Origin of the sequence: Amycolatopsis sp. QT-25 (genome assembly GCF_029369745.1) — a bacterium.
Taxonomy (GTDB): Bacteria; Actinomycetota; Actinomycetes; order Mycobacteriales; family Pseudonocardiaceae; genus Amycolatopsis.
Genome location: NZ_CP120210.1, coordinates 6,718,606 through 6,744,471 on the forward strand (window position 1 = coordinate 6,718,606; position 25,866 = coordinate 6,744,471).

Genomic DNA, 25,866 nt, shown 5'->3' on the forward strand with positions numbered 1-25,866 from the left:
GAATCAGACTTGCCAGTCTGGTTTTTCAGACCAACGAGTCCGAGACTAACAGGTCTGCCAAAACAGACTCACGGGTCTGGTTATCCGGTCGGCGCGGTACGCTGTCGACATGAGTGCGACTGGTACCGCCCGAGGCCGGATCGACAAGCGCCAAGCGATCCTCGACGCGGCTTTCACCGTGTTCGCGCGAGAGGGGTACGCGCTGGCGGCCGTGGACGTGATCGCGGCCGAAGCCGGCGTCGCCAAAGCCACCGTGTACAGCCACTACGGCGACAAGGAGAGCCTGTTCCGCGAGACCGTCTCCGCGTCGGCGGATCAGGCCCTGGCCGACAACCTGGCCGTGGTCGAGCGGCTCACCGGCGCGGGCGACGAGCTCCGGGCCACCCTGGAAACAGTCGGCGTGAAACTGCTCAAGTGCTACTGCGCCGACCGCTCATGGGCGCTGCGGCGGCTGCTCGCCGCCGAGGCAGGGCAGTTCCCCGACCTGCTCGACGTCATCCACACCCGCGCGGCGGACCGAGTCGCCGAGGCACTGGCCGACCGGCTCGCCCGCCTGACCGTCTCCGGGCACCTTCACACCACGGACCCGCTCCTGGCCGCGGACCAGTTCTTCGCCCTGTTGTCCGGTCCGGCCGACAAGCGGGCGAGACTCGGCACTCGCCGCACTCCCGATGCCGACCTTCGCGCCATCGCCGAGGCCGCCGTCGACACCTTCTTGAAAGCCTTCGGCGCCGAAGCCTGAGGGAACGTCACGGAAAAAGGGGACGAACGGAGGTTGCTCTCCGAGCCGCGCGTCTATTGGCTACTCGAACGAAGGTTCTCCGAGAAGTGAGGGGTGCTCCATGGCAGGTCTGCGCAGACGTGAGGTGCTCGCGGGCGCGGTGGCACTGGCGGGCGCGGCGACGATCGGGCTGAACCCCGGCACCGCCGCCGCGGCCACGCAGCAACGTCCGGGTGCGCAGTTCCCACCGTCGCTGGAGTTCGGCGACTACCCCGTGGTCGCGCGGGTCCGTTCGCGGCGGGCGCTGGAACACCTGCGGGTGCTCAGCGACCGGATCGGCCCCCGGATCGCCGGCACCGAAGGCGAACTGCGGGCCAAGGAGTACATCGCGAAGGTGCTGCGTGAGCTGCGCTACCAGGTCACCCTGCAGCCGTTCCCGATCGCCGACAAGTTCCTCGGAACTCTCTCCATCGGCCGCGACAGCTGGCAGACCGGCTCGTCGCCGCAGGGCGCGCAGGACGTCACCCGCGAAGCCGTCGTCGTCGACGCCGGTGACGGCAGCACCCTGCCCGAAGACCTGACCGGCAAGATCGTGCTGATCGCCGCCGTGACGAACAAGGCCGACGCGTACCTGACGGCCGCGCAGCGCGGAGCGGACGCCGTGCTGCTCGGCCGGATCGGCGCCGACCCGGCACGCAAGCTGTCCGCGTTCTCCCCGACGCTCACCACGCCCGTCACGATCCCCGTGCTCGGCCTGGCCCAGGTGCAGGTGGAACGCCTGCGCGAGCGGCTCGCCAAGGGGTCGGTCAAGGCGAAGGCGACGGCCACCCACCACAAGAACCTGACGTCGTACAACGTCATCGCCGAACGGCCCGCCACGTTCCCCGGCAAGGACAACGGCGTCGTCATGGTGACGGCGCACTACGACAGCGTCCCCGGCTCCCCCGGCGCCAACGACGACGGCAGCGGCACCGTGCTGTGCCTAGAACTCGCCCGCGTCCTGCGCTACCTGCCGACGAACAAGACGCTGCGGTTCGCGTTGTGGGGCTCGGAGGAGTACGGGCTGATCGGTTCGCGGCACTACGTCAGCAACCTGTCCGACGCCGAGGCGCGGCGGATCACCGGCTGCTTCCAGAACGACATGGTCGCCACCAGCTGGGACCCGGCGATCACCTACTGGCTGCTCTCGGTCGACGGTGCCGACAACGCCACGACCGCAGCCGTCAACGCCGCCGCCAAGCGACTCGGCTACGACCCGCGGGTCAAGGGCCCGGTCGCGCGCGGTTCGAGCGACCACGTGCCGTTCTTCGAGCGCGGCATCGCTTCGGGCAACTTCAGCTGGCGCGGCGAGTCGGGCCCGGCGTTGCTGGAACCGACGTACCACACGCCGGAAGACACCATCAAGGACAACGTTTCCCTCGATCGGCTTCAGGTTTCGCTGGAGCTGATCGGGGCGGCGGCGTACAACCTGCTGCGGAAGTAGAGGGATCGTGAGTGGTTCGGGCGGCTCGACGGCCCAAACCACTCACGACCTTCGTCCGCCGGCGAGAGGTCGGCGCCGCCGAAGGTCGGTCATCCTGCTTTCCGGCCCGGTCGGCGGCTTCCGCATACATCAGGAAGCTCACCGTGCGCACCGCGTCGCCGACGAGATCCGGGTAGGCACGGCGAACCGCCCGCTCGACCTTTTCCTCGATTCGTCGCCGGTCACGCTGGTTCACCGCGTGCTCACCTCTTCGCCGGTCGCGGGAGACGCGCATCCCGGCGCACGCCTGCTCCGCGGTGGCGATCACCCGCATGGGATCCAGCCGTTCTCACGGGAGAAGAGAACCTCGGTCATGCGACCCAACCACGGGCGACCTAGCCGACGACGGCGACGATCCCGCGGGAAACGACCTCCAGCCGACTGCGGCTGCCGATGATCGGGCGAGGATAGGGCGGGTTCGGATCGGGCTCGCACGGGATCGGCGGATGGTCCACGCGATCGTGTGCAGCGTCTCGGGCTGCCCCTGCCGCTCCCCGTCCGTGAGTACCACCAAACCGCACTCTTGGGAGTTGAGTCCCCCGCCCGAGCTGGATCGCCAGACTGCACACGGTCCGTCCGCGGTGGACGACCGGTGGCACGGGTTCGAGGGCTTCGTTCCTCGCGAAACCGCGGCCCCGGCCGGGCGATACGCCTACATGAACTCGCTCGCGGGGAGTGCGGCGAACGCACCACTCGCGGTCAGCGGGGAGTCTTCCTCGTAGGTACCCGTCGCCTCGGCTGCCCAGTCGCGCTTGGTGTCGCACCAGCGATACCAGTTCTCCGCGAAGTCCGTGCGCGCCGGAGCACGGGTGAGCGGTGAGAGAGAGCGGAGCTCGTCATGAGTTCATCCTCGGTCCGTGGCGGCGTGCTCGAAAGGCCACATACCGTAGTGATCGAGCGCGATCTCGCGAACGACGTCCCGGTACTTGACCTCGCCGCCGTGTCATAAATGTTCCGACTTACGCTGCATGTTGACGCGTGGCTCAGACGTTGAAGGGAACTCCACCGGATTGCCCCGCTGGAAAAAATCAATTGGACAAGTACCGGCCAAAGCGGTCTCATCCACGGTCGAGCGCCCCGACGAGCAGGTCACCGACCAACCTCAAGTCGTCGATCTCCACATCTCGCCCCTCGGGCACGGCTCTGATCTTTCTCAGCGATTGACCTTCAAAACGATCGAACCATTGTCGAGTATGAAGGAGTGCGTCGGCGCGTAATTGCGCTTCAGCGGACTCAAGCTGATCTCGCGACGCTGGCCCACAGGTGCGGTCAAGCGTAAGGCGTACGACGTCCAGGAGATCCGTTCCCTCTTTGGCTGCGCCGCGATTCATTGTCGACTGCAGTTTCCTCGCGATAAGGGGACCCGGCTCGGCAACTCGCACCTTGAGGGGCAGGATCCCCTCCGCGCTGAGCAAGAGCTCGGATGCGGTTTACGCCACCCACGCGTGAGATTGGACATGAAGGCGATCGGTAGGGTCATCCGGAAGGTCATCGATGTCCGCGTCGGTAACCTCAAGGACGTCGACCTGCACCTCACCCCACGGAGTACGGACCAAGGCACCGGCCGGCCCGCTCGGCGTCGCACCGGCAGCCACGAGGAGTTGCAGCTGAGAGTCCTCGTTCACGGCCCGCCGATCAACCGTGTCGAGGTCGGTTGTCACCCGGTACGGCGTCGTCAGCCGACACATGACGGCGAGACCGCCCACGAGCACTACCGCACGCCCCGTCTGCTCGGCGACCACGGGTATCGCGCTGACGATTTGAGTCATCGACCTTCCGGCGAGAACCACGACCGCCGGTTCACCAGACACGGGCCCCGCCCCTTCCAGGGGTCCAGCCGTCAAGAATTTCCTTGCCTCGGCCCGGATCCTGCGCCAGGTCCAGTGCGACGAACAGCGGATTCGCCAGCGGCCACTCCTCGGCCGCCCACTCTGTGGCATCTATGCGACGCGCGCACACCAGCGACACCGGGGCGATACGGACACGACCCGCTCGCATGGTGGCCGTCGTGGCCGTCCCCAGCAGTTGCACGGACCGTCTCAGCGTGGCCTGATCAGGAACGTAGAAATCCGGTGGGTGATCAGCACGGATGGACACGGGTGCACCGTAGGCGGCGGCCGCGACGGTGTCGGTCAACGCCCATCCCACGGTCGATTCGACGTCGTCCATACCCAACCGGAGCGCGGCGTTGTCCCGTCCTCCGCCCGGCATCGGGACACTCGCCACATCACGGCTGACCGGCTTCCAGTGCTCGGCGAGTTCCCAGAAGAGGGCAGGTAGGACCGGCTTGTTGTTTTCACCTACGAGTCCCGCGCCTCGCAATGCCACGAAGGCTTCGGAAATCGAACTGGGCGCGCGCGACAACGCGACAGCAGCCGCACGGACACCGATTCGCCGAGCGGGGTCGAGTAGCAGCAGAGCGGCGAGCTCGATGCCGACCCGGCCGATGATCCCGTGCCGGTCCGTCTCCGGCCTTGGGAAAGCGGGAACATCCGAGTCTATGAACAGCCCGGGACCGGTAAGTCTCAAATGGCCGCGTAGGTCCAGCCACCCCCAACCCGCCTGGTTGAGAGCAACCCGCGCTTCCGCTGTAATCCTGTCCGCCACGACCACTCTGCCTCCCGTTATCTCGCTCGTCGACCAGCGACGGAGCAGACCGGGCAAACTGTCGGTCGTGAGCAACGCGACCGTCTTGACTTGAAGGCCGATTTCCCTGCCGTCAGGAAGCACGGCGGCGAGGTCCCTGCCAGGGAGCGCATCAGCCTCTCCCGGGCGCACGGCGAGCCCCAGTGAGCCGAACGCGCTGATCAGGGCGTCCAAAGCATTCTGCGCTCGCTGAAGGGGATCCACGAGCATATGCTCCATGCTGTTCGGTGTTCGGTCAGTACCGAACACCGAACAGTCACTCCATGCCACGAACCGTAGGTGGAAGTGGTACCCCACTCGATCAGACGTTGAAGCGGAACTCCACGACGTCCCCGTCGGACATGACGTAGTCCTTGCCCTCCATGCGCACCTTGCCCGCGGACCGGGCGGCGGCCATGGAGCCGTGCTCCATCAGGTCGGCGAAGGACACGACCTCGGCCTTGATGAAGCCGCGCTCGAAGTCGGTGTGGATGACGCCGGCGGCCTGCGGTGCGGTCGCGCCCTTCGGGATCGTCCAGGCGCGTGATTCCTTGGGGCCCGCAGTCAGGTACGTCTGGAGGCCGAGGGTGTGGAAGCCGGCGCGGGCGAGCGAGTAGAGGCCCGGCTCGTGCTGGCCGACGGATTCCAGCAGCTCGCGCACGGACTCCTCGTCGTCCAGTTCGAGCAGTTCGGCTTCGACCTTGGCGTCGAGGAACACCGCGTCGGCCGGGGCGACCAGTTTGGCCAGCTCCTCGCGGCGCGACTCGTCGGTGAGGATGCCTTCGTCGGCGTTGAAGACGTAGAGGAACGGCTTCGTGGTGAGCAGGCTCAGCTCGCGCAGTGCCTCGAAGTCGACCTCCTTCTGCGCCTGGAAGAGGGTGCGCCCGGCGTCGAGGATCTCTTTCGCCTTCTGGGCGTTGTCGAGCGCGGGCTTGTTCTCCTTCTTCGTCCGCGCTTCCTTCTCCAGCCGCGGCAGCGCCTTCTCCAGGGTCTGCAGGTCGGCGAGGATCAGTTCGGTGTTGATCGTCTCGATGTCGCTGGCCGGATCGACCCGGTCGTCGACGTGGATCACGTCCGGGTCGTCGAAGACGCGGACGACCTGGCAGATCGCGTTCGCCTCGCGGATGTTCGCGAGGAACTTGTTGCCGAGGCCGGCGCCCTCGGAGGCACCCTTCACGATGCCCGCGATGTCCACAAAGGACACGACGGCGGGCACGATCCGTTCGGAGCCGAAGACCTCGGCGAGCTGATCCAGCCGCGGATCCGGCAGCGGGACGACCCCGACGTTGGGCTCGATCGTCGCGAACGGGTAGTTCGCCGCGAGCACGTCGTTGCGGGTCAGCGCGTTGAACAGGGTGGACTTGCCGACGTTGGGCAGGCCGACGATGCCGAGGGTGAGACTCACGGGCCAGAAGTCTACGTGCCGCCCGCCGCCCCATCCCCCGAGGCCTTGATCGCCGTGTCGGATTTCCGCCAGCCGCGCCCTCGACCTGGTGGCACGATCGAGGTCATGACCGAGCAGACCTTGGCCGAACGGGCCGTGTGGCGCGACACCGAACGGTGTTATCGCGCCGTCGCCGCCCGTGATTCCCGGTTCGACGGCCAGTTCATCATGGCCGTCGCCACCACCGGGATCTACTGCCGCCCGTCCTGCCCCGCGTCGACACCGAAGCAGCAGAACGTCCGTTTCTACCCGACGTCGGCGGCCGCGCAGGCGAACGGTTTCCGCGCCTGCCGCCGCTGTCTCCCGGACGCCGTCCCCGGCTCGCCGGACTGGGACATCCGGGCCGACCTCGCCGCGCGGGCGATGCGGCTCATCTCGGACGGGGCCGTCGAACGCGACGGCGTTCCGGGGCTCGCGCGGCGGCTCGGCTATTCCGAACGCCAGCTCGGGCGGGTCCTCACCGCGGAACTCGGTGCCGGGCCGCTGGCGCTGGCCAGGGCGCACCGGGCGCACTCGGCGCGCCTGTTGATCGAAATGTCCGGCCTCCCGCTGACCGACGTCGCGTTCGCGGCGGGTTTCTCCAGCGTCCGTCAGTTCAACGAGACGATCCGCGAGGTGTTCGCGACGACGCCTTCGCAGCTTCGCGCGGTGAGCCTGCGCCGTCGCAAGGCCGAGGAGCTGCCGACCGGGACCAGGCTGAGCCTGCGGCTGCCGTTCCGGAGACCGTTCGACGCGGCCGGGGTGCTGGAGTTCCTGGCCGACCGGGCCGTCCCCGGCGTCGAGCACGTGACGCGCGACGAGTCGGGCGTGACCGGCTACGGGCGCACGCTGCGGCTCGCGCACGGCACGGGCGTGGTGTGGCTGACGGCGAAGGACGACCACGTCCGCAGCGAGCTGCGGCTCGCCGACCTGCGCGACCTGAGCAGCGCGGTGGCCAGGGTGCGGCGGCTGCTCGACCTCGACGCCGACCCGGAGGCGGTCGCGCGGGTGCTCGGGGCCGACCCGGCACTCGCACCGCTGGTCGAGGCGATCCCCGGCATCCGGGTGCCCGGCACGGTCGACGGTGACGAACTCGTGCTGCGCGCGCTGCTGCCCCCCGCCGAGGCGGCGTCCCTCGCCGACGCCCTCGGCGAGCGCCTGCCCAGCTGTGACGAGTCGCTGGCGGGGCTGACCACGCTGTTCCCGACGGCGGCCCAGGTCGCCGAACACGGTCCGGACCGGGTGGCCGCCGTGGCTCGTGCGCTGGCGGACGGGGTTTCGGTCCACGTCGGCCGTGATCCCGCGGAGTTGCGCACGGAGCTGTTGGGCATCCCGGGGATCGGGCCGCGGACCGCGGACTACGTCCTGATGCGTGTACTGGGCGCGCCCGACGTCCTGCTGACCGGTGATCCGGTGTTGCGCCGAGGCGCGGCCGCGCTGGGGATCGCCGACGACGAACCGTCGCTGGCCGAACGCGGACGGGCCTGGCAGCCCTGGTCCTCGTACGCCGGCATGTACCTGTGGCGCGCCGAAAAGGGAGAATGATGAGCATCGCGTATTGGTCCACAGTGGACACGAAAATCGGCCCGTTCACCGCCGTGGTGGCGGGCGACGGGGCCGTACTCGCCTCGGGCTGGACAGGCGACGTCGCCGAACTGACGCCGCTGATCTCGCCGTCGCTGACCCCCGTCGAGGTGAAGGAGCGGCGTGACCTCGGACCGGTGACCACCGCGATCCGCCGCTACCACGACGGCGACCTGGACGCGGTGGCCGACATCGAGGTGCGGCAGCGGTCCGGCGCTTTCCGGCAACATGCCTGGGAAATCTTGCGAAAGGTGCCTGCCGGCGAGCCGGTGAGCTACGCGGAATACGCGATGCTGACGGGGAATCCGTCGGCGGTGCGGGCGGCCGCGTCGGCGTGCGCGAAGAACGCGGCGGCGTTGTTCGTGCCGTGCCACCGGGTGGTGCGGACCGGCGGGGGCGTGGGGAACTTCCGGTGGGGTGTGCCGGCGAAGCAGTGGCTGCTGAGCCACGAAGCGGCCTGATCTCGCCGCCCGCAAGTGATATGAAAGGTCCCTTCATTGCAAAATTTGCAATGAAGGGACCTTTCATATCACGGGGCGGAGCACGGTCAGGCGGCGTGGATCTCCACCGCGGAGCCCGTACGCGACTTCCGGATCCGCAGCCGCGTCGGGATCCGCTGCCGCAGCTCCTCGACGTGCGAGACGAGCCCGACCACGCGGCCACCGGCGCGAAGCTCGTCGAGGATGTTCATGACGATGTCGAGCGTCTCGGCGTCCAGGGTGCCGAAGCCCTCGTCGATGAACAGTGTGTCCAGTAGCGCTCCGCCGGTTTCGGCGGCGACGACGTCGGCGAGGCCGAGCGCCAGTGAGAGCGACGCGAGGAACGACTCGCCACCGGAAAGCGTCTTCGCGGGCCGGACGGTGCCGGAGTAGTCGTCGAGCACGTCGAGGCCGAGCCCGCCGCGGGTGCCCCGCGCCCCGGCCGCGTCGGAGTGCACGAAGGAGTAGCGGCCCTGGCTCATCGTCCGCAGGCGAGCGGTGGCCGCGACCGCGACCTCCTCCAGCCTCGCGGCGAGGACGTACGAGCGCAGCGACATCTTCCGCGTGTTCTGCCCGCGGCCGTTGACCACCTCGGCCAGCGCCTTCAGTTCGAGGTATCGCTCCTCGACCGGCGCCAGTTCGGCCATCAAGGACGTCATCCGCTCGGCCAACCCGGTCAGGTCCGTGTGCCGCGTCTTCGCCGTCCGCAGTGCCGCGAAGGCCTGCTCGGCCTCATCTCGCGTGTCCTGCGCCGCGTCCGCCGAAGCACCGACGTCGATCTCGTCCTCGGGCGAGATGCCGAACAACTCCGGCTGCGCGAGTTCCTCGCGGGCGGCCCGCTCCATCACCTTCGCGTCGGCGAGGCTGTTCTCCAGTTTCGCGATCTGTTCGTCCGGCCGCGACGCGGCGCGCATCTCGTCGAGATCGGCGAACCCCTTGGCCCGCAACGCTTCCTCGACCAGGTTCGCTTGCTCGTCACGACGCTCACGAGCTCCCGCGACGGCCAGCCGCGCTTCGGCCAGCGCGTCGAGGCGGGTCGCGAAGCCGAGCAGGTGCCGCCGTCGTGCGGCGACGTCGGCGAATTCGCCACGCGCGGTCTCCAGTCGCCGCCCGCGCTCGGCCAGCCGCTCCGTCAGGCCGCGCACCTCGGTCGCCACCTCGACCGCTCGCCGCTCGGCCTCCCCGCGTTGCCCGGTCAGCTGCTCGATCTTCCGTTCCAGTTCGAGGAGCCGCGTCTCGAGAACGGGCTTTCGGCGAGCCGACTCCGACAGCGTGGTGACCAGATCGCGCGCCTCATCGAACCGTGCCCGCAGTGTCTCGGCGGTGTGCTCACCCAGCCGCTCGACCAGGACCGCCAGGCGATTTTCGGCTGCCTGCAACGCGGTTTTCGCCTGCTCACGCCGCATATGTGCCTGCTGCTCCGCGACTTCGGCGCGGCGCTCGTCCTCGGGATCGACCAGACCGCCGGTGTGCGTCGCCGGCGACGGATGCTCGGCCGACCCGCAGACCGGGCAGTCCTCGCCCGCGCGGAGACCGGCGGCGAGCTCGGCGGCCATTCCTTCGAGACGCCGCTCCCGCAGGTCCAGCCGATGCTGGCGCGCCTGCTGATGGCCGTCCACGGCCTCGCCGACCGCCGCACGTGCCCGCTCGACGGCCTGCCGTGCCCTCGGCACTTCGTCGGCGTCGCGAGCCAGCGTGGTCAGCTCGTCGACCCGAGCGCGGGCGCCGTCGAGCTTCACTTCGGCTTCGGCGGCGGCAGCCGCTTCGGTACGCAACGCCGCGAGCTTCTCCGGCGCCGCACCCAGTTCGGCGGCGAAGTCTTCGGCTTGCTTCTGCGCCTTCTCGACGGCGGCGTTCAGCTGCTTCCGGCGAACCAGATCCCGTTGCTGCTGTTCGCTTTCCGCCACGAGTTCGGCGAGCGCGCCCGCTTCTTCCCGCAGTCCGCCGACGCGCGCGCGAAGCTCGGCGGCGGAGCTGTCCGCGGCGTCAGGCACCTCTTGAGCACGAAGCGCTTCAGTCGCCTCGGCCTCGATGAGCTGGTCCGACCTGCGTTCGAGAAGGTCCGCCTCCGCGGCCACACCCGCCGCGCGATGAGCCGCCTCGACCTCTTCGGCCCACTCCGCACGCTGGTCCGCCTGCTCGGCGATCACCGACAGCCGCGTGTACGCGGTGCGCACCCGGCGGATCCGTTCGGCGGTGGACCGGTTCTCCTGCCACACGGTCTCGGCCGTCTTGGCCGCCACGCGGGCCGTCGCTTCCCGTTCCCGTGCCTGGTCGACGCGCCGCGCCGACTCGGCGAGCACCTCCTCGACCCACTCGGCTTGGCCCTCTTCGGGCGCTTCCTGCTGAGCGACCTGCGCGAACCGCGCGACCCACTCCCGCAGCGATTGTTGCCGCGCCTGCACTTCGCGGCCGCGTTCGGCACGCAGATTCGCGAACCAGTTCTCGACGTCGGAGAAACGCTCGGTCCCGAACAGCCGCTCCAGCAGCTCCTCCCGTTCGGCCGTGGTCGCGCGCAGGAACCGCGCGAATTCGCCCTGCGGCAGCAAGACCACCTGGAAGAACTGTTCGTGCGTCATGCCGATGAGCCGCTCGACCGTGCGCGCGACCTCGTCGATGCGCGTGACGCCCTCGGCGACGTGCCCGGCGGGCACCGTGCCGACCCAGCTCAGCACCGCCTTCGCCTGCTGGACGGTCATTCCCTCGCCGCGGCGCTTGGGCCGCTGGTACTCGGGGTTGCGCGCGATCCGCATCCGCTGGCCCTGCACGGTCAGCTCCAGGACGACCTCGGTGACCTGGTCGGGCTCGGCGAGGTCACAGCGCAGCCGTTTGACCTCGCCACGAGCGCCGGGGACGGTGCCGAACAACGCGAACGCGATGGCGTCGAGCAGGGTCGTCTTCCCCGCCCCGGTGTCACCGTGCAGCAGGAACAGCCCGTCGGTGCCGAGCACGTCGAAGTCCACCACCTCACGGCCCGCGTACGGACCGAAAGCGGCGACTTCGAGCCGGTGCAACCTCATACTTCGCGCTCCCTGCCCGCCGCGCCCAGCGCCGCGAGCACGAGCCGCTCCTCGCTCTCCGACGGCGCGGAGCCCCGGCAGTCTTCGAGGAAACTGCGGGTGATCTCGACATCGGACCGCCCGCGGACGGCTTCGGCGTACTTCAGCGCGGCCCCGTCGTGCCCGCCTTCCGGCTGCCAGTCCATGTGCACGGCGTACGGGAACCGTTCACGCAGTTTGCGCATGGCGTCGATCGGCCGGACCCGGTCGGTGACGGTACAGGAAAGGAAGTGTTCGGTGAGGCCGTCGTGCTCCGGATCCGCAAGGAGGTCCGCCAGCTCGCCGCGCAGCATCGCGAGGTGCCGCGGCACCGGCAGTTCGTGCCGCCGGACTTCGGCGGGCCCCCGCGCGCCGAGATCCACCAGCCAGACGGATTTACGTTGGCGGGTCTCGGAAAAGGAGTACGCCAGCGGGCTGCCCGAATAGCGCAGGTGCTCGGCGAGGGTCTGCGGGCCGTGCAGGTGGCCGAGCGCGACGTAATCGACGCCGTCGAACACCGAACCAGGTACCTGCTCGACCCCGCCGACCGCGATGGTCCGCTCGGATTCGGTCGGCTCGCCGCCGGTGACGAAGGCGTGCGCGAGCACCACCGACCGCGTCCCGGACGGCCGGGTGGCGAGATCGGCCCGGATCCGTCGCATCGCCTCGGTGAGCACGCCGGTGTGGCCGCGGGCCTCGGGCACGCCGAGGGCGTGGCGCGCGGGCTCCGGTTCGAGGTACGGGATTCCGTAGAGCGCGACTTCGCCGTGTTCGTCGGGCAGCAGCACCGGTTCGGCGAGACCGTCGATCGTGGCACGCAGGTACAGCCCGCCCGCCGCGGCGAATTCGGCGAACGCGCCCAGCCGCGGCGCGGAGTCGTGGTTGCCCGGTGTCATCATCAGTTTCGCCCCGGCCTGCCGGATCCTGCCCAGCGCGGTGGTGGCCACCCGGACGGCTTCCGCCGAGGGCACCGCACGGTCGTAGACGTCCCCGGACACGAGCACGACGTCGACCGACTCGGCGAGCACGACATCCGCGAGATGGCCGAGCACGGCTTCCTGTTCGGCGAGCAGATCGGCGCCGTGGAAGGTACGGCCGATGTGCCAGTCGGACGTGTGCAGGAGCTTCACGCAGCCCAAGGTAGGGCCGCGCACCCGCCGGAGAGGGGAGGCGCGCCCTTGGCGGCACCGCGCTTTCCGACACGCCGGGGACGGCGCAGGTCAGATACGGAGCGCGATCGCGTCGCTGAGTTTTGTCGGTGGGTTCCGCCATGATGTCCCCGACTCGGATCCGGAGGGGAGGTACCGGTGGCGACGGTGATCACCACCGCGGCCGTCGTGCTCGCGTTGCTGCTGCTCGTGGCCGTCGCGCTGCTGTGGCGGCTGTACAACGACGGCATGCGGCGGGTGGACGCGGCGGCGAAACTGGTCGCCGCCGAACGGTCGAAGGCGGATCAGCAGCAGCTCGCGCTGCGCCGGTACGAGGTGGCGTTCGCCTCGATCAGCGGCCGCGGCGAACTGGGCGAGCAGGTGCTCCTGGAGACCGCACGCGCGCTCGGGCTGCGCGAGGAACTGCACTTCACCCTGCAGACGGATCTGGCGGGCGGCGGCGCCGCGAAACCGGACATGGTGCTGCGGGTCGGCGGCGGCCGGACCGTACCCGTCGACGCGAAGGCGAGCATGGCCTGCTGGGCAGAGGCCGTCGAAACGGACGACCCCGAGGAGCGGCTCGACGCGCTGCGCGTCCACGTCCGGCAGCTCCGGTCGAGGGCGGCCGAGCTGGCGGGCAAGGGCTACCAGCGCTGGGCCGACGCGATCTACGGGACGATCATGTTCGTCCCGTCCGACGCGGCCGTGGTGGCCGCGCTGGACACCGAACCGGAACTGCTGCGCTGGCTGCTGGACCGGCGAGTCTTCCTCTGCGGGCCGACGGGGTTCGCCGTACTGGCCTCCGCCGCGCTGTTCGCCGCGACCGAACGGGCACTGGTCGAGGACGTCGAGCAGGTCCGGGCGGGCGCCGCGGCCGCGCACCGGGCCGCGGGCAACGCCGTCGACGCGCTGAACCTCTCGAGCACCCACCTGCAGCGCTTCATCTCGGCCCGGCGGCGAGAGCTGGAAGCGCTCGAGAGCTTCCGCAGCACGGTCTCCCCGCTGACGGACGCCGCGGGCAGCCCTGCGGCGGTGCCCCTGATCAGGAAGGCGGACGAGCTCCCTGCCTCGTGACCACCCTGCAATCAGTCACCTACTTGCCACGTTGACCTGCACCTTCCGGATTGGAGGCTCCATTTCGCCCGGTCCGACAACCTTGCCGGTCACGTACTCGTAGTACCTTCCGTAACCATCCGGACGGTCCGTCCGGGTGGTCCGGACTGACCACTACCAGGCGATAGACACACCGCCTGTTGGCGGTATGCCCGCAGCTTGGATATACGGTGGGGCCTGTGACCGCGATTCGCGATCGCCAGCGCGATCCTGATGCCGACGACGTTCCCGTTGCCTGGGACGAGCGTCCGCTCGTCGGCGCCAGGCGTGGGCTGCCCTGGTGGGCGGCAGTACTGGTCGGCTTCGGGCTCGCCATCCTTGGCGCCTTCGTCGACATGATGCTGCAGAAGGACTTGGGCCTGCTGTTCAAAGCCTGCTACGCGCTCGGCGCGGTGGCCGCCGTGGTGACCGTCCAGCGCCGCGGGCTGTTCGGCCCGATGGTGCAGCCGCCCCTGGTCCTCGCCGTGACCGTCCCAGGAGTCATCCTCCTGACCTCGGACGGCAGCAAGGGCACGGACCTGCTCTCGAGAGCCTTCGATGTCGGAACGCCACTGATCAACGGCTTCCCGACGATGGCCCTCACCACCGCCCTCACCTTGGCGATCGGCCTCTTCCGGATCTACCGCGAGCGCGATCCCGACGCCCCGGTGAAGGTGAAGCCGGGTACCAAACCGGACCGTCGCGACGAGGCCAAGCCCGCCGCCCGTCCCGCCGCGGCCGCCGCGCCGGGTCGGGCCCGCCCCGCGTCCCGGACCGGCCAGACGCCGCCCCCGCCTTCCCGCCGTGGCGCTCCGCGAGACGGTGCGCCGCGAGACGGTGCGCCGCGAGAGGGTGCGCCTCCCCGCCGTCGACCTGTCGACGACGAGCGACGCCCTCGCCGCGACGCCGAGCCGGGCGCCCGCAAACCGTCGCCGTCGAGACGTCAGCCCCGTGGGCCGCGCCCGCCGGAAGAGGGCGAACCCCGCCGCCGCGACCCGCGTGGCGAAAGCGCCCCCGGTGCCCCGCGCCGCCGTCCGCCCCGCGCGGACGACTCGCGCCGTGGCGGACAGCCTCCCCGCCGCCCTTGGGACGACGAGCGGTGAAGCAAGGGACCTTTGCTCTCGCTTGATCCCGTGACCAGCGGAAAGGGCCGCCCGAGGAACTCCCCGGGCGGCCCTTTCTCGTCGCGGGCGTCAGGCCTTGGCGGCCTTGCGCAGCTCGTGCGGCAGCGCGAACGCGATCTTCTCGTTGGCCGTGGTGACCTCGTCGACGTCGCCCCAGCCGCGTTCGGCCAGCCACGCCAGCAAGTCCATGACCAGCACCTCCGGCACCGAAGCACCACTGGTGACGCCGACGGTCTCGACACCGTCGAGCCACGCCTCGTCGACTTCGTGCGCGAAGTCGACGAGGTACGACGCGCGCGCCCCCGCCTTCAGCGCGACCTCGACCAGCCGCTTCGAGTTGGACGAGTTCGTCGAGCCGACCACCAGCACCAGGTCGCACTCGGCGGCCATGGCCTTGACCGCGACCTGACGGTTCGTGGTGGCGTAGCAGATGTCGTCGCTGGGCGGGTCGGCCAGACCGGGGAACTTGTCCCGCAGCTGATCGACGCGCTCCATGGTCTCGTCCACCGAAAGGGTGGTCTGCGACAGCCAGATGACCTTCGACGGGTCGCGGACCTCGACCTTGTCGACGTCCTCGGCGGTGTCGACGAGCTGCACCTTGTCGGGAGCCTCGCCGGCGGTGCCTTCGACCTCTTCGTGGCCTTCGTGGCCGATCAGCAGGATGTCGTAGTCGTCCTTCGCGAACCGGTTGACTTCCTTGTGCACCTTCGTCACCAGCGGGCAGGTCGCGTCGATGGTCCGCAGGTTGCGCTCGGCCGCCTCGGCGTGCACCGCGGGCGAGACGCCGTGCGCGGAGAACACCACCAACGCGCCTTCCGGCACCTCGGAGGTCTCGTCGACGAAGATCACGCCCCGTTCGCGCAGGGTCTCCACGACATGCCGGTTGTGCACGATCTCCTTGCGCACGTACACCGGTGCGCCGTAGAGCTCGAGTGCCTTCTCGACGGCGATGACCGCGCGATCGACCCCCGCGCAGTAACCGCGAGGCTTGGCGAGCAGGACACGTTTGCCCCCTGCCGGCACACCGGCCTCGGTGATCGTCGGACTGCCGGCTGGCGTGATTCCGGGACTCGCAGAACTCATGCCCCCAGGGTACGGGCTGCCCAGGGGGCTCCTCGCACTCACGTTCAGGTGACCAGGGATCCCCTCGAAAGGATGTGCGTGGAGTCACGTCCCGTGAGCCGACCCACCCGTTCGGTTGGGCAGGATGGCTCGGATACGGCAGGCTGGACGCATGAAGCCTCTCCCGCTCCCCCTCCGGGTCGCCGCGGGCCTCGCCGTCATCACCGCCGAGCGGGTTCGCGAACTCCCCAAGCAGCTCACCGGACTCCCCGTCACGGTGGTCAGCCAGGTGCTCCAGCTCTCCATGCGCGTGCAGCAGCACGTCACCGAGCTCGCGATCAAGGGTGACGACGCGCTGTCCGTCCTCCGCCCGGTCGAAGACACGCCCAGCTGGGCCACGTTCGACGAAGATCTCCCGCCGGACGTCGGCGAACGCCGCTACGAACGTGAGTCGTGCGTCCTCCCGCTGCGGGAAGACACCGGAAACTCTGGAGTCCCCGAACCGCGTACCGAGACCGACGGCCACGACCTCGAAGCGCTCACCGAGGATCCGTGGGCCGAGGAGGAGCGCGCGCTCGCCGAGGACCACGCCGACGGCGAGTTCGACAGTTCCACGGCCTTCATCGGCGCGAATCCCGCCGGGTTGGACGACTACGACACGATCACCCTGCCGCAGCTACGGGCCCGCCTGCGCCGGTTCGACCTCGCGCAGCTGGAAGAACTCCTGGCCTACGAACGCGCGAACGCCGACAGGCCGTCGTTCGTCGGCATGCTCGCGCGCCGCATCGGGAACGTGAAGAAGGCCGACGGCGACGGCGCGGAAGGCCAGTGAGCGCCGAGCCCGCCTCCGCTCAGGCCGGTCCGTCCACCACCGCCGAGAACCCGTGGCCGGTCCGCACGGTCGCCCGCAAGGTCGGCGAGTGGATCAACCGGCTCGGCGCGGTCTGGGTCGAGGGCCAGGTCACGCAGATCTCGGCCCGCCAGGGCACCAACACCGCGTTCCTGACGTTGCGCGACCCGTCGGCGGACGTCTCGATGTCGGTGACCTGCCCGATGGGCCTGCTGCGCACGATCGAACCGCCGTTGCGCGAAGGCGCGAGCGTCGTGGTGCACGCGAAGCCGACGTTCTTCATGAACCGCGGTTCGCTGAGCCTGCGCGCCACCGAGATCCGCGCGGTCGGCATCGGCGAACTGCTCGCGCGGATCGAGCGGCTGCGGCGGCTGCTGGCCGCCGAGGGCCTGTTCGCGCCGGAACGCAAACGCAAGATCCCGTTCCTGCCCAAGGGAATCGGCCTGATCACCGGCCGCGCGTCCGCCGCCGAACGCGACGTACTGGTGAACGCGCAGTCCCGCTGGCCGCATGTCGCGTTCAAAGTGATCAACACCGCCGTGCAGGGTTCGCTCGCCGTGCCGCAGATCCTCCAGGCACTGTCCGAACTGGATCGTGACCCGGACGTCGACGTCATCGTGATCGCGCGCGGCGGCGGCAGCGTGGAGGATCTGCTGCCGTTCTCCGACGAGACGCTGTGCCGTGCCGTGTCCGCGGCCGGGACGCCGGTGGTCAGCGCGATCGGGCACGAACCCGACACCCCGTTGCTCGACCACGTCGCCGATCTCCGCTGCTCGACGCCGACCGACGCCAGCAAGCGGATCGTGCCCGACGTGCGCGAGGAGACGCAGCGCGTCCGCCAGATGCGTGATCGCGGCCGCCGCGCACTGCACGGCTGGGTGGACACCCAGGTCCGGCTGCTGACCCAGATGCGCAGCCGTCCCGTGCTCGCCGATCCGCTCGGCCCGATCCAGCGGCGCTCGGACGACGTCGGGATCCACCGCGAACGCGGCCGCCGCGCGATGCTCACCCTGCTCGCCAAGGACCAGGCCGAAATCGCCAGTGCCCGCGCGCGGCTGACCGCGCTCGGCCCGGCGGCGACCCTCGAACGCGGCTACGCCGTGGTGCAGTACACCGACGCGCAAGGCGACCTTCAGGTACTCCGGTCCGTCTCCGAAGTCGCGGACGGCGCGAACCTGCGCGTCCGCGTGGTCGACGGCGCGCTCGGCGCCGTCGTATCGGGCGCGCCGGAGGAGGAGCGTTGACGGCGAGTTTCCTGCCTTTGACCATCGACGCCGCGAAGCGCGCGGACGCGCCAGAGGTACTACGCAACGCGTTGCTGACCGACCACGCCGCCGCCGAGTGCTGGACCGTGCTGCTGGCGGGGTGCCGGGCCGAGGCGTTCTCGTCCGCCGAGGGTTCGTCAGCGCCGTCTTCGACGAAGCGGGGACTCGACGCCCAGTTGCGCAAGCTCTCCGAGGCGACGGCCGAGCACGTCGGCACCCGATGGTGGTTCGCCGACGGCACCCTGCACCGCAGACGGGTGGCGCGAGCCCAGGAGAACCTCGTCGCGGCGATCGCGGAGGGTGACGGCCAGGAGTTCGCTCTCGCCTTCGTGGGTTACGACAACGCCATGGCCGGCGCGGTAGTGTGCGCGGGTATCGGCAAGCACCGACGTCCGGTAGAAGGAAGCACAGCGTGAGCAAACCCGGTGGCGAGACCGCCGAACTCGGCTACGAGCAGGCCCGCGACAGGCTGGTGGAGGTCGTCCGCGAGCTCGAAGCGGGCGGGCTGTCCCTGGAACAGTCGCTCGCCCTGTGGGAGAAGGGCGAGCAGCTGGCGAAGGTCTGCGAGCACCACCTCGAGGGCGCGCGTGAGCGGATCGAGGCGGCGCTGTCCTCCGTCGAAGACGGCTAGAACTCATGGGCGCTCAGCGGAGAAGAGTACTTCGATTCCGGCAACGGTCAGTGACGTTCACCATGCTCCTGTGCCACCGAACCATCGCGGGTATCTGAGAGACTGGGACCCCGCCGAGTTCCTGACCCGGGAGGCCTCATGCCCACCCCCACCCCGTCCGCCAGCTCTTCTCGACGCCGTGAAGCGCCCGACCGCAACCTCGCGATGGAACTGGTCCGAGTGACCGAAGCCGCCGCGATGGCCGCGGGCCGCTGGGTCGGGCGCGGGGACAAGATCGGCGGCGACGGTGCCGCCGTGGACGCGATGCGCCAGCTGGTCTCGACCGTGTCGATGCGCGGCGTCGTCGTCATCGGCGAAGGCGAGAAGGACGAAGCCCCGATGCTGTTCAACGGGGAAGAGGTCGGCAACGGCGACGGGCCGGACTGCGACGTCGCGGTCGACCCGGTCGACGGGACGACCCTGATGGCCAAGGGCATGCCGAACGCGCTGGCCGTGCTCGCGGTCGCCGAACGCGGCGCGATGTTCGACCCGTCCGCGGTGTTCTACATGGAGAAGCTCGCCGTCGGCCCCGACGCCGCGGGCAAGGTCGACCTGGCCGCCCCGATCGCGGAGAACATCCGCCGGGTCGCCAAGGCCAAGAACTCCAGCGTCTCCGACGTCACCGTGTGCATCCTCGACCGGCCGCGCCACGAGAAGCTGATCCAAGAGGTCCGTGAGGCCGGCGCCCGGATCCGGTTCATCTCCGACGGCGACGTCGCGGGTGCGATCGCCGCGGCCCGGCCGACCACCGGCGTCGACATGCTGCTCGGCATCGGCGGCACCCCCGAAGGCATCATCGCGGCCTGCGCGATGAAGTGCCTCGGCGGCGAACTGCAGGGCCGCCTGTGGCCGAAGGACGACGCGGAGCGCGAGAAGGCGCTGGCCGCGGGCCACGACCTCGACCGCGTGCTCGGCAACGACGACCTCGTCCGCGGCGACAACGTGTTCTTCTGCGCCACCGGCGTCACCGACGGCGACCTGCTGCGCGGCGTGCACTACCGCGCGGGCGGGGCGACCACCCAGTCGATCGTGATGCGCTCGAAGTCCGGCACGGTCCGGATGATCGACGGCTACCACCGGCTGACCAAGCTCCGCTCGTACTCGTCCGTCAACTTCGACGGCCACCTCGACGATTCGCTGGAAGACGACGTAGTCCCCCCGCTTCCCTGAGGAGATTCCGTGCTGAAGCGCGTGCTCGTGGTCCTGCTCGCGGCGATGGTCTTCACGCCGGTCGGGCAGGCCACGGGCACGGGCGGCCTCATCGGCGGCCGGGAGGCCGACGAGCCGTATCCGTTCATCGCCTCCCTGCATTCGTCCTCCGGCAAGGTCTTCTGCGCCGGGACGCTGATCGCGGCGGACTGGGTGGTGACGGCGGGGCACTGCGTCGAGGGCAAGAACCCGGCGAACCTGAGCCTGCGGATCGGCAGCAACGACAACACCCAGGGCGGAGAAATCGCGAAACCCGCCGAGATCGTCGTGAACCCGTCCTACAACCCCGCGCCCGAGCACGCGGGCGGTGATCTCGCCCTGGTGCGGCTGGCCGCGCCGGTGACGACGGCGCCGATCGCGATCGGGGCCGTCGTGGCGCCGGGGACGCCGACGCGGCTGCTCGGCTGGGGTCAGTCGTGCCCGACTTCGGGTTGCGGCAAGGGCCCGGCGATACTGCGGCAACTGGACACGAAGATCGTCGAAGGCGTGCGCTGCACCGCGAAGTTCGACGGCGCCGTCGAGTTGTGCACCGACAACCCCGGTGGGAATTCGGGCTCGTGTTACGGGGATTCCGGCGGGCCGCAGATCGCCAAGGCCGACGGGAAGTGGGTCCTGCTGGGCGCGATCAGCCGTCCGGGAAACGCCGACCCGGTATGCGCGACCTCGCCGTCGATCGCGACTTCGGTGGTGGCTTACGCGCAGTGGATCGCGGAGAAGATGACACCGCCTGCGCCCGCTCCGCCCGCTTGAAGCGCAATGAAGGGGCCTTTCCTCGCAAATTTTGCGAGGAAAGGCCCCTTCATTGCGCGCGCTACTCCGCGTTACTGGAGTGCCCAGGGAACAGATGCGCGTCCGGATCCAGCAGGACCGCGATGTTGTTCACCGCCGTCGCCGCTTCCCCGAACCCGGTCGCGATCAGCTTCACCTTCCCCGGATACGCCGCGACGTCACCCGCCGCGTAGACGCGCGCCCGCGGGGTCGCCATCGTCGAATCGACGGCGATCGCGCGGTGGTCGATCCGGAGTCCCCAGCTTTCGATCGGCCCGAGGTCCGCGGTGAATCCGAGCGCCGCGACGACCGTGTCGGCACGCAGCACCTCGGGCTCCGCCCCCTTGATCCGGACCTCGACCTCCGCCAGCGCTCCGTCACGGTCGGAGAACCGGGTGACCTCGGCGTCGGTGATGATGCGCACGCCGAGTTCCCTCGCCTGCCGCACGATCGACTCGGCCGCGCGGAATTTCGCGCGCCGGTGCACGAGGGTGACGTGCGCGGCGACCGGGTGCAGCGCGAGCACCCAGTCGAACGCCGAGTCCCCGCCGCCGACGACGACCACGTGCTGTCCTTCGTGCGCCTTGAACGAGGGCACGAAGTGGACCATGCCGCGCCCGAGCCAGCCCTCGCCGGCGGGCAGCGGCCGCGGGGTGAACTCGCCGATCCCGGCGGTGATCAGCACCGCCCCGGCGCGCAGGAGCTGTCCGCCGTCGAGCGTGACGGTGATGCCGCCTTCGACGCTTTCGAGTTTCTCGGCCTTGCGCCCGAGCAGATACACGGGTGTGAACGGTGCCGCCTGATCGAGCAGGCCCCGCACCAGGTCACGGCCCCGGACCTCGGCGAAACCGCCGACGTCGTAGATCATCTTTTCGGGGTACATCGCGGTGACCTGGCCACCGGCCTCCGGCAGTGAATCCACGACAGCCATCGAAAGGCCGCGGAATCCCGCGTAGTAGGCGGCGAACAAACCCGTCGGACCGGCCCCGATGATGACGAGGTCGTACGACGTCTCCCCAGCGGACTCGCTCATTCGGCACTCTCCAGGCCGGTGGTGGGCGGCGTGATCGAGAACACATTCGATCCTAGCCCTCGCGTGCCGAAAGACACGGAGCGCGCCAGAGGTCCCTGCGCGAAACTTGAGGCATGGCTGAACAGGAATACCGGATCGAACACGACACCATGGGCGAGGTGCGCGTCCCCGTCGACGCCCTCTACCGCGCGCAGACGCAGCGCGCCGTCGAAAACTTCCCGATCTCCGGGCGAGGCCTGGAACGCGCCCAGATCCGCGCGCTCGGCCTGCTGAAGGCGGCGGCGGCGCGGGTCAACGCGCGGCTCGGCGTGCTGGACGCCGACGTCGCCGAGGCCATCGCGAAGGCCGCGGACGAGGTCGCCGAGGGGAAGCACGACGCGCATTTCCCGATCGACGTGTTCCAGACGGGTTCCGGGACCTCGTCGAACATGAACGCCAACGAGGTCATCGCGACGCTCGCGTCGAAGGCGCTGGGCCGTGACGTGCACCCGAACGACCACGTCAACGCTTCGCAGTCCTCCAACGACACCTTCCCGACGACGATCCACGTCGCCGCGACGGAAGCCGTCCTGTCCGACGTGATCCCGGCGCTGGAATACCTGGCCGTCGCCATCGAGACGCGGGCGGCCGACTGGGCGGACATCGTGAAGTCCGGCCGTACGCACCTGATGGACGCCGTCCCGATCACCTTCGGCCAGGAGGCGGGCGCGTGGGCGTCGCAGATCCGGTTCGGTGTCGAGCGGGTGAAGTCGGGCCTGCCGCGGCTCGGCGAACTGCCGATCGGCGGAACCGCGGTCGGCTCCGGATTGAACGCGCCCGAGGGTTTCGGCGCGGCGGTCTCGCGGGAATTGGCTTCGGTGACCGGTCTTCCGCTGACCGAGGCACGCGACCACTTCGAGGCGCAGGCGACGCAGGACAGCGTCGTCGAGACGTCCGGGCATCTGCGCACGGTCGCGGTGTCGCTGAACAAGATCGCGAACGACCTGCGCTGGCTGGGCTCCGGACCGCGCACCGGGCTCGCCGAACTCGCCCTGCCGGATCTCCAGCCGGGCTCGTCGATCATGCCGGGCAAGGTGAACCCGGTGATCCCGGAGGCGACGCTGCAGGTGGTCGCCCAGGTGATCGGGAACGACGCGGCGGTGGCCTTCGCGGGCGCGGCGGGCAACTTCCAGCTCAACGTCAACCTGCCGGTGATCGCGCGCAACGTGCTCGAATCGGCACGGCTGCTCGCGGCGGTCTCGCGGTTGCTGGCGGACAAGGTTTTCGCGGGCGTCACGGTGAACGCCGACCGCTCACGCGAGTACGCCGAGGGCTCGCCGTCGATCGTGACGCCGCTGAACAAATACATCGGCTACGAAGAGGCCGCCGCCATCGCTAAGCAGGCGCTCAAGGAGCTGAAGACGATCCGTGAGGTCGTGATCGAACGCGGTCACGTCGCGAACGGCAAGCTCACCGAAGCCCAACTGGACGAAGCCCTCGACGTGCTCCGCATGGCCCGCGGAGGCCGCTAAGCGCCGAGAGCGACCACGGCCGCGTGAAGCGGTGAGGCAAGCGAAGCCGCCAGCCCACCCGAAGGCGGCAGCTCGGTGAACAAGTGCAGCCACGTCAGCACCGGGCCGAGCAGGAGCGCGTGCACGAGAACCGGGTCGGGCCGTCGTGGGAGTTCCCCTCTCGCGACGGCCCGATCCAGCAGCTGGACCAGATATCCGCGTTCGCGACCCAGGAACACCTCGCCGAACCGCGTTTCCAGCACCGGATCCGCCCGGATGTCGGCGAGCAGCGAAGGCAGCGCCCGCCGCAATTCCGTACCGTCCAAAGAGGACTGAATCACTTCGAGAACCGCTCCGACGTCGCCCCGCAGCGAACCGGTGTCCGGCGGCGGTTCGAGCTCGATGGGATGGATCACCGCGGCGAACACCAACTCCGCCTTCGAGCGCCACCGCCGGTACACCGCCGCCTTGCCGACCCCCGCCCGCGCCGCGACCGCGTCGATCGTGCAGCACCGGTAACCGGTCTCGATCAGCAGCGCCCGCACGGCCTCGCGGACCGCGTCGTCGATGCCTTCTTCCCTCGGCCTGCCTCGCACCATGCACCCAGTTTACGAGACTGGCAGTTCCGTATATCGTCCGGGCATGACCTGGACCAGAACCTCCCGCGAAATCCTGCCCTGCCCGCCGTCCGCCCTCTGGGTGCCACTGGCCGACTTCACCCGCTGGCCCGAGTGGGATCCCGACCTCGCCGGCGTCGAACTGCACGGTCCCGCCGAGGTGGGATCGACCGGTTTCCTCGTACCGAACGGATTCCGCGGCCGGGTGCACTCACGGGTCGCCGAGCCCTTCACCATCACGTCCCTGACCGAGCACCGCGAGATCGCCCTCCGCCAGCCGATCCCGCTCGGTGCCATGGATCTCGTGCTGAACCTGGCCGAGGTCGACGGCGGGACGGAGTTCGTCCAGAAGGTCACCTTCGGCGGGCCGCTGCGTTCGGTCATGGTCGCGATCATCGGCGGCGACGTCGTGAAGCACTTCGACGTCAAATGCGCCAGGCTCGCCGAGCTCGCGGCGACGCAGGCCGATCACGACGCCTGAGGACACCAGCGCGACCCCGATCACTTGGGCGAAGCGGAAATCCTGCATGCCGAGCAGGAGCGAGACGGCGAGCCCGGAGGCCGGCATCAGCCCCACCAGCACCCCGGCCCGATCCGCGCCCAGCAGCGAAACCGCCGAATACCAGAGAAGAAACGCGATCGCGGTGACGACGACCGTCAAGTAGCCGAGCGCGATCAGTTCACGCCAGTCCGGCCAGGCCCAAGCGACGGCCGGGTCGGCGATCGTGCCCACGACGGCACCGCCGGCCCCCGCGGCGAAACACGCCCAGGTCGCGGTCGCCAAGGGGCCGAGCCGCTCGAGCACGCCGACGGCCAGCAGCGTGAACAGCGCTTCGCACACCATCGCCAGCGCCGCGAGCGCCAGCCCCTGCCAGCGCGCCGCGCCGCCGCCGGAGAGGACGGCGATCCCGAGTCCGGCGAGCACCGCCCCGGTCACCGGCGCCCACGACGGCCGTTTCCCGTTGGCCAGCGGGCCGGCGAGCGCGAGCACGAGCGGCGTGCCGCCCAGGAACGCCGCGACCAGACCCGGCTCGGCGTAGCGCTGCGCGAACAGCAGGCACGCCTGGAACCCGATCATCCCGGTCGCCGCCAGGGCGAGCAGCGACGGCACGTCGCGTGCCCCCGGCAACGGCAACGGACGCCCGCTCAGCCGCGCCCATCCCCACAGGAGGACTCCCGCCAGCGCGTAGCGCAGCGCTTGTCCGGTGATCACCGGATACCCGTCGAGCATCCCCGTCACCGGCACGGACGCGCCGACGATCAGCACCCCCAGTACGCCGATCGTCACGGCTCTTCGTTCGCTGTCCATGCTTAGACGATGGCGGCTCTTTGGCCCGGACCGAAGAGCCAAATCGCCCTGGATGGACAGGGCCATAATCAGGTTCGGGAGCAGTCGACGGGGCCGATCGCGCTCGAAGTGTCCACAAGGGACGCTTCTCCGACCACGTTTTCGTGCGGGTCGTGAGTGATAAAGAGCGTTATCGAGAGGTAAGGCAATGCGTCAGGCCGCCAAGCATCGAATGATCCGATCGCCGGAATCCGGCGCGCCCATGAGCATCCACAAAGGACTCCAAGCGGGTCTCGGCGCCCGGTTTTGAGCACTTCGCGCGGCCGCACACAGGGTCGTAATCGGCGAGGACGGTCAGGGCCGAAAGTGTCTTGATCACCTACTGCATTCCGGCTTCGGCTGATCGCAGGTCTGAAGGCAGGCAGGGAAGAAGGCCCTCACGTACTTCGAACAGGGTGAGGGTCGGCTTTCGTCAACTGCGCCGGTGCGCCTGGGCGAACGCTGGGTACATGAAGGCCCCCTTCCTTGTGCCTAGCGCAAGGAAGGGGGCCTTCATGTACTTTTGCGAGAGAGAATCATGGCGGCGGCACAGCACCGCGTTATCGAGAGGTAAGTCGACCTCTCGCGTGCAGGGCGTATGGCCGCTTTGTGCAGGCGGTCTGCCGGTCGTGAAGTCCGTGAAGGCCTCCTTGAGGGACCCTAGGTCCCTCAAGGAGGCCTTCACGGACTTGCCACCCACACGACACCTTTGCCTCAACCCTCAATATCGAGCACGACCCCGTCGGGAATCAGCCGAGAAAGCTCGCCCCGGGTCCGTGAACAGCCTGGGTCTGTCAGGACCAGGCACGCACCCGCGCG

Annotated in this window: 22 protein-coding genes; 13 read left to right on the plus strand and 9 right to left on the minus strand. The window is 69.6% G+C overall.

Translation table 11 applies throughout. The annotated features are described in order from the left end of the window. The first annotated feature begins 109 nt into the window (after positions 1 to 109). Both P3102_RS31350 and P3102_RS31355 read left to right on the plus strand, forming a co-directional pair. A complete protein-coding gene (locus P3102_RS31350) occupies positions 110 to 742 on the plus strand; it encodes a TetR/AcrR family transcriptional regulator (protein WP_276364084.1) in 633 nt (210 codons plus the stop codon). Positions 743 to 842: 100 nt separating this feature from the next. Beyond that, the gene (locus P3102_RS31355) at positions 843 to 2,204 is read left to right on the plus strand and encodes a M28 family peptidase (RefSeq protein ID WP_276364085.1); all 1,362 of its coding nucleotides are present in this window, start codon (positions 843 to 845) and stop codon (positions 2,202 to 2,204) included. Positions 2,205 to 3,673: 1,469 nt separating this feature from the next. Here P3102_RS31355 and P3102_RS31360 read toward each other — a convergent pair. The 3 genes from P3102_RS31360 to ychF all read right to left on the minus strand — a co-directional run bounded on the left by P3102_RS31360 (position 3,674) and on the right by ychF (position 6,273). After that, positions 3,674 to 4,012, minus strand: a complete 339-nt coding sequence (locus P3102_RS31360; RefSeq protein WP_276364087.1) for a hypothetical protein — start codon at positions 4,010 to 4,012, stop codon at positions 3,674 to 3,676. Between the two features lie 31 nt (positions 4,013 to 4,043). Beyond that, a complete protein-coding gene (locus tag P3102_RS31365; protein ID WP_276364088.1) occupies positions 4,044 to 5,099 on the minus strand; it encodes a hypothetical protein in 1,056 nt (351 codons plus the stop codon). Between the two features lie 91 nt (positions 5,100 to 5,190). Continuing rightward, a complete protein-coding gene (gene ychF / locus P3102_RS31370; RefSeq protein ID WP_276364090.1) occupies positions 5,191 to 6,273 on the minus strand; it encodes a redox-regulated ATPase YchF in 1,083 nt (360 codons plus the stop codon). A gap of 105 nt (positions 6,274 to 6,378) precedes the next feature. On the opposite strand from ychF, the gene P3102_RS31375 reads away from it, so the two are divergent. Together P3102_RS31375 and P3102_RS31380 are read left to right on the plus strand one after the other, a co-directional pair. Then, positions 6,379 to 7,836, plus strand: coding sequence for an AlkA N-terminal domain-containing protein (locus P3102_RS31375; protein ID WP_276364092.1), 1,458 nt, complete (start codon positions 6,379 to 6,381; stop codon positions 7,834 to 7,836). After that, positions 7,836 to 8,336, plus strand: a complete 501-nt coding sequence (locus P3102_RS31380; RefSeq protein ID WP_276364093.1) for a methylated-DNA--[protein]-cysteine S-methyltransferase — start codon at positions 7,836 to 7,838, stop codon at positions 8,334 to 8,336. Before P3102_RS31375 ends, P3102_RS31380 begins: the two co-directional genes overlap by 1 nt. Before the next feature lie 86 nt (positions 8,337 to 8,422). On the opposite strand, the gene P3102_RS31385 is transcribed toward P3102_RS31380, so the two are convergent. Continuing rightward, on the minus strand, positions 8,423 to 11,374 hold the full coding sequence (locus P3102_RS31385; RefSeq protein ID WP_276364095.1) for an SMC family ATPase: 2,952 nt from the start codon (positions 11,372 to 11,374) through the stop codon (positions 8,423 to 8,425). After that, a complete protein-coding gene (locus tag P3102_RS31390) occupies positions 11,371 to 12,522 on the minus strand; it encodes an exonuclease SbcCD subunit D (RefSeq protein ID WP_276364096.1) in 1,152 nt (383 codons plus the stop codon). The genes P3102_RS31385 and P3102_RS31390 overlap by 4 nt, the downstream gene beginning before the upstream one ends. A gap of 177 nt (positions 12,523 to 12,699) precedes the next feature. On the opposite strand from P3102_RS31390, the gene rmuC reads away from it, so the two are divergent. Further along, positions 12,700 to 13,614: a DNA recombination protein RmuC gene (gene rmuC, locus P3102_RS31395; RefSeq protein ID WP_276364098.1), complete on the plus strand. Its 915-nt coding sequence runs from the start codon at positions 12,700 to 12,702 to the stop codon at positions 13,612 to 13,614. A gap of 218 nt (positions 13,615 to 13,832) precedes the next feature. Beyond that, a complete protein-coding gene (locus P3102_RS31400; protein ID WP_276364099.1) occupies positions 13,833 to 14,735 on the plus strand; it encodes a DUF6542 domain-containing protein in 903 nt (300 codons plus the stop codon). A gap of 90 nt (positions 14,736 to 14,825) precedes the next feature. Here P3102_RS31400 and P3102_RS31405 read toward each other — a convergent pair whose 3' ends face one another. Continuing rightward, positions 14,826 to 15,839, minus strand: coding sequence for a 4-hydroxy-3-methylbut-2-enyl diphosphate reductase (locus P3102_RS31405; protein ID WP_276364101.1), 1,014 nt, complete (start codon positions 15,837 to 15,839; stop codon positions 14,826 to 14,828). 151 nt (positions 15,840 to 15,990) lie between these two features. On the opposite strand from P3102_RS31405, the gene P3102_RS31410 reads away from it, so the two are divergent. The 6 genes from P3102_RS31410 (at position 15,991) to P3102_RS31435 (ending at position 20,562) form a co-directional block, all read left to right on the plus strand. Then, entirely contained in the window at positions 15,991 to 16,650 is a 660-nt protein-coding gene (locus P3102_RS31410; RefSeq protein ID WP_276364102.1) for a lipid droplet-associated protein, read from the plus strand. Beyond that, positions 16,647 to 17,912 (plus strand): exodeoxyribonuclease VII large subunit, encoded by a 1,266-nt coding sequence (gene xseA / locus P3102_RS31415; RefSeq protein WP_276364104.1) that lies wholly within the window; start codon positions 16,647 to 16,649, stop codon positions 17,910 to 17,912. Before P3102_RS31410 ends, xseA begins: the two co-directional genes overlap by 4 nt. After that, positions 17,909 to 18,349, plus strand: a complete 441-nt coding sequence (locus P3102_RS31420) for a hypothetical protein (protein WP_276364105.1) — start codon at positions 17,909 to 17,911, stop codon at positions 18,347 to 18,349. Before xseA ends, P3102_RS31420 begins: the two co-directional genes overlap by 4 nt. Next, positions 18,346 to 18,564: an exodeoxyribonuclease VII small subunit gene (locus P3102_RS31425; protein WP_181776612.1), complete on the plus strand. Its 219-nt coding sequence runs from the start codon at positions 18,346 to 18,348 to the stop codon at positions 18,562 to 18,564. The genes P3102_RS31420 and P3102_RS31425 overlap by 4 nt, the downstream gene beginning before the upstream one ends. A gap of 138 nt (positions 18,565 to 18,702) precedes the next feature. Further along, positions 18,703 to 19,773 (plus strand): class II fructose-bisphosphatase, encoded by a 1,071-nt coding sequence (gene glpX / locus P3102_RS31430; RefSeq protein ID WP_276364107.1) that lies wholly within the window; start codon positions 18,703 to 18,705, stop codon positions 19,771 to 19,773. Between the two features lie 9 nt (positions 19,774 to 19,782). Continuing rightward, on the plus strand, positions 19,783 to 20,562 hold the full coding sequence (locus P3102_RS31435) for a serine protease (RefSeq protein WP_276364109.1): 780 nt from the start codon (positions 19,783 to 19,785) through the stop codon (positions 20,560 to 20,562). A gap of 61 nt (positions 20,563 to 20,623) precedes the next feature. On the opposite strand, the gene P3102_RS31440 is transcribed toward P3102_RS31435, so the two are convergent. After that, positions 20,624 to 21,613 (minus strand): NAD(P)/FAD-dependent oxidoreductase, encoded by a 990-nt coding sequence (locus P3102_RS31440; protein WP_276364110.1) that lies wholly within the window; start codon positions 21,611 to 21,613, stop codon positions 20,624 to 20,626. Positions 21,614 to 21,726: 113 nt separating this feature from the next. Between P3102_RS31440 and P3102_RS31445 the strand changes: the two genes are divergently transcribed. Then, positions 21,727 to 23,124: a class II fumarate hydratase gene (locus P3102_RS31445; RefSeq protein WP_276364112.1), complete on the plus strand. Its 1,398-nt coding sequence runs from the start codon at positions 21,727 to 21,729 to the stop codon at positions 23,122 to 23,124. Here P3102_RS31445 and P3102_RS31450 read toward each other — a convergent pair. Then, positions 23,121 to 23,702 carry a TetR/AcrR family transcriptional regulator gene (locus P3102_RS31450; RefSeq protein WP_276364113.1) on the minus strand — a complete coding sequence of 194 codons (582 nt, stop codon included), beginning with the start codon at positions 23,700 to 23,702 and terminating at the stop codon, positions 23,121 to 23,123. The genes P3102_RS31445 and P3102_RS31450 overlap by 4 nt on opposite strands. A gap of 229 nt (positions 23,703 to 23,931) precedes the next feature. After that, a complete protein-coding gene (locus tag P3102_RS31455; protein WP_276364115.1) occupies positions 23,932 to 25,029 on the minus strand; it encodes a DMT family transporter in 1,098 nt (365 codons plus the stop codon). Between the last annotated feature and the right edge of the window lie 837 nt (positions 25,030 to 25,866).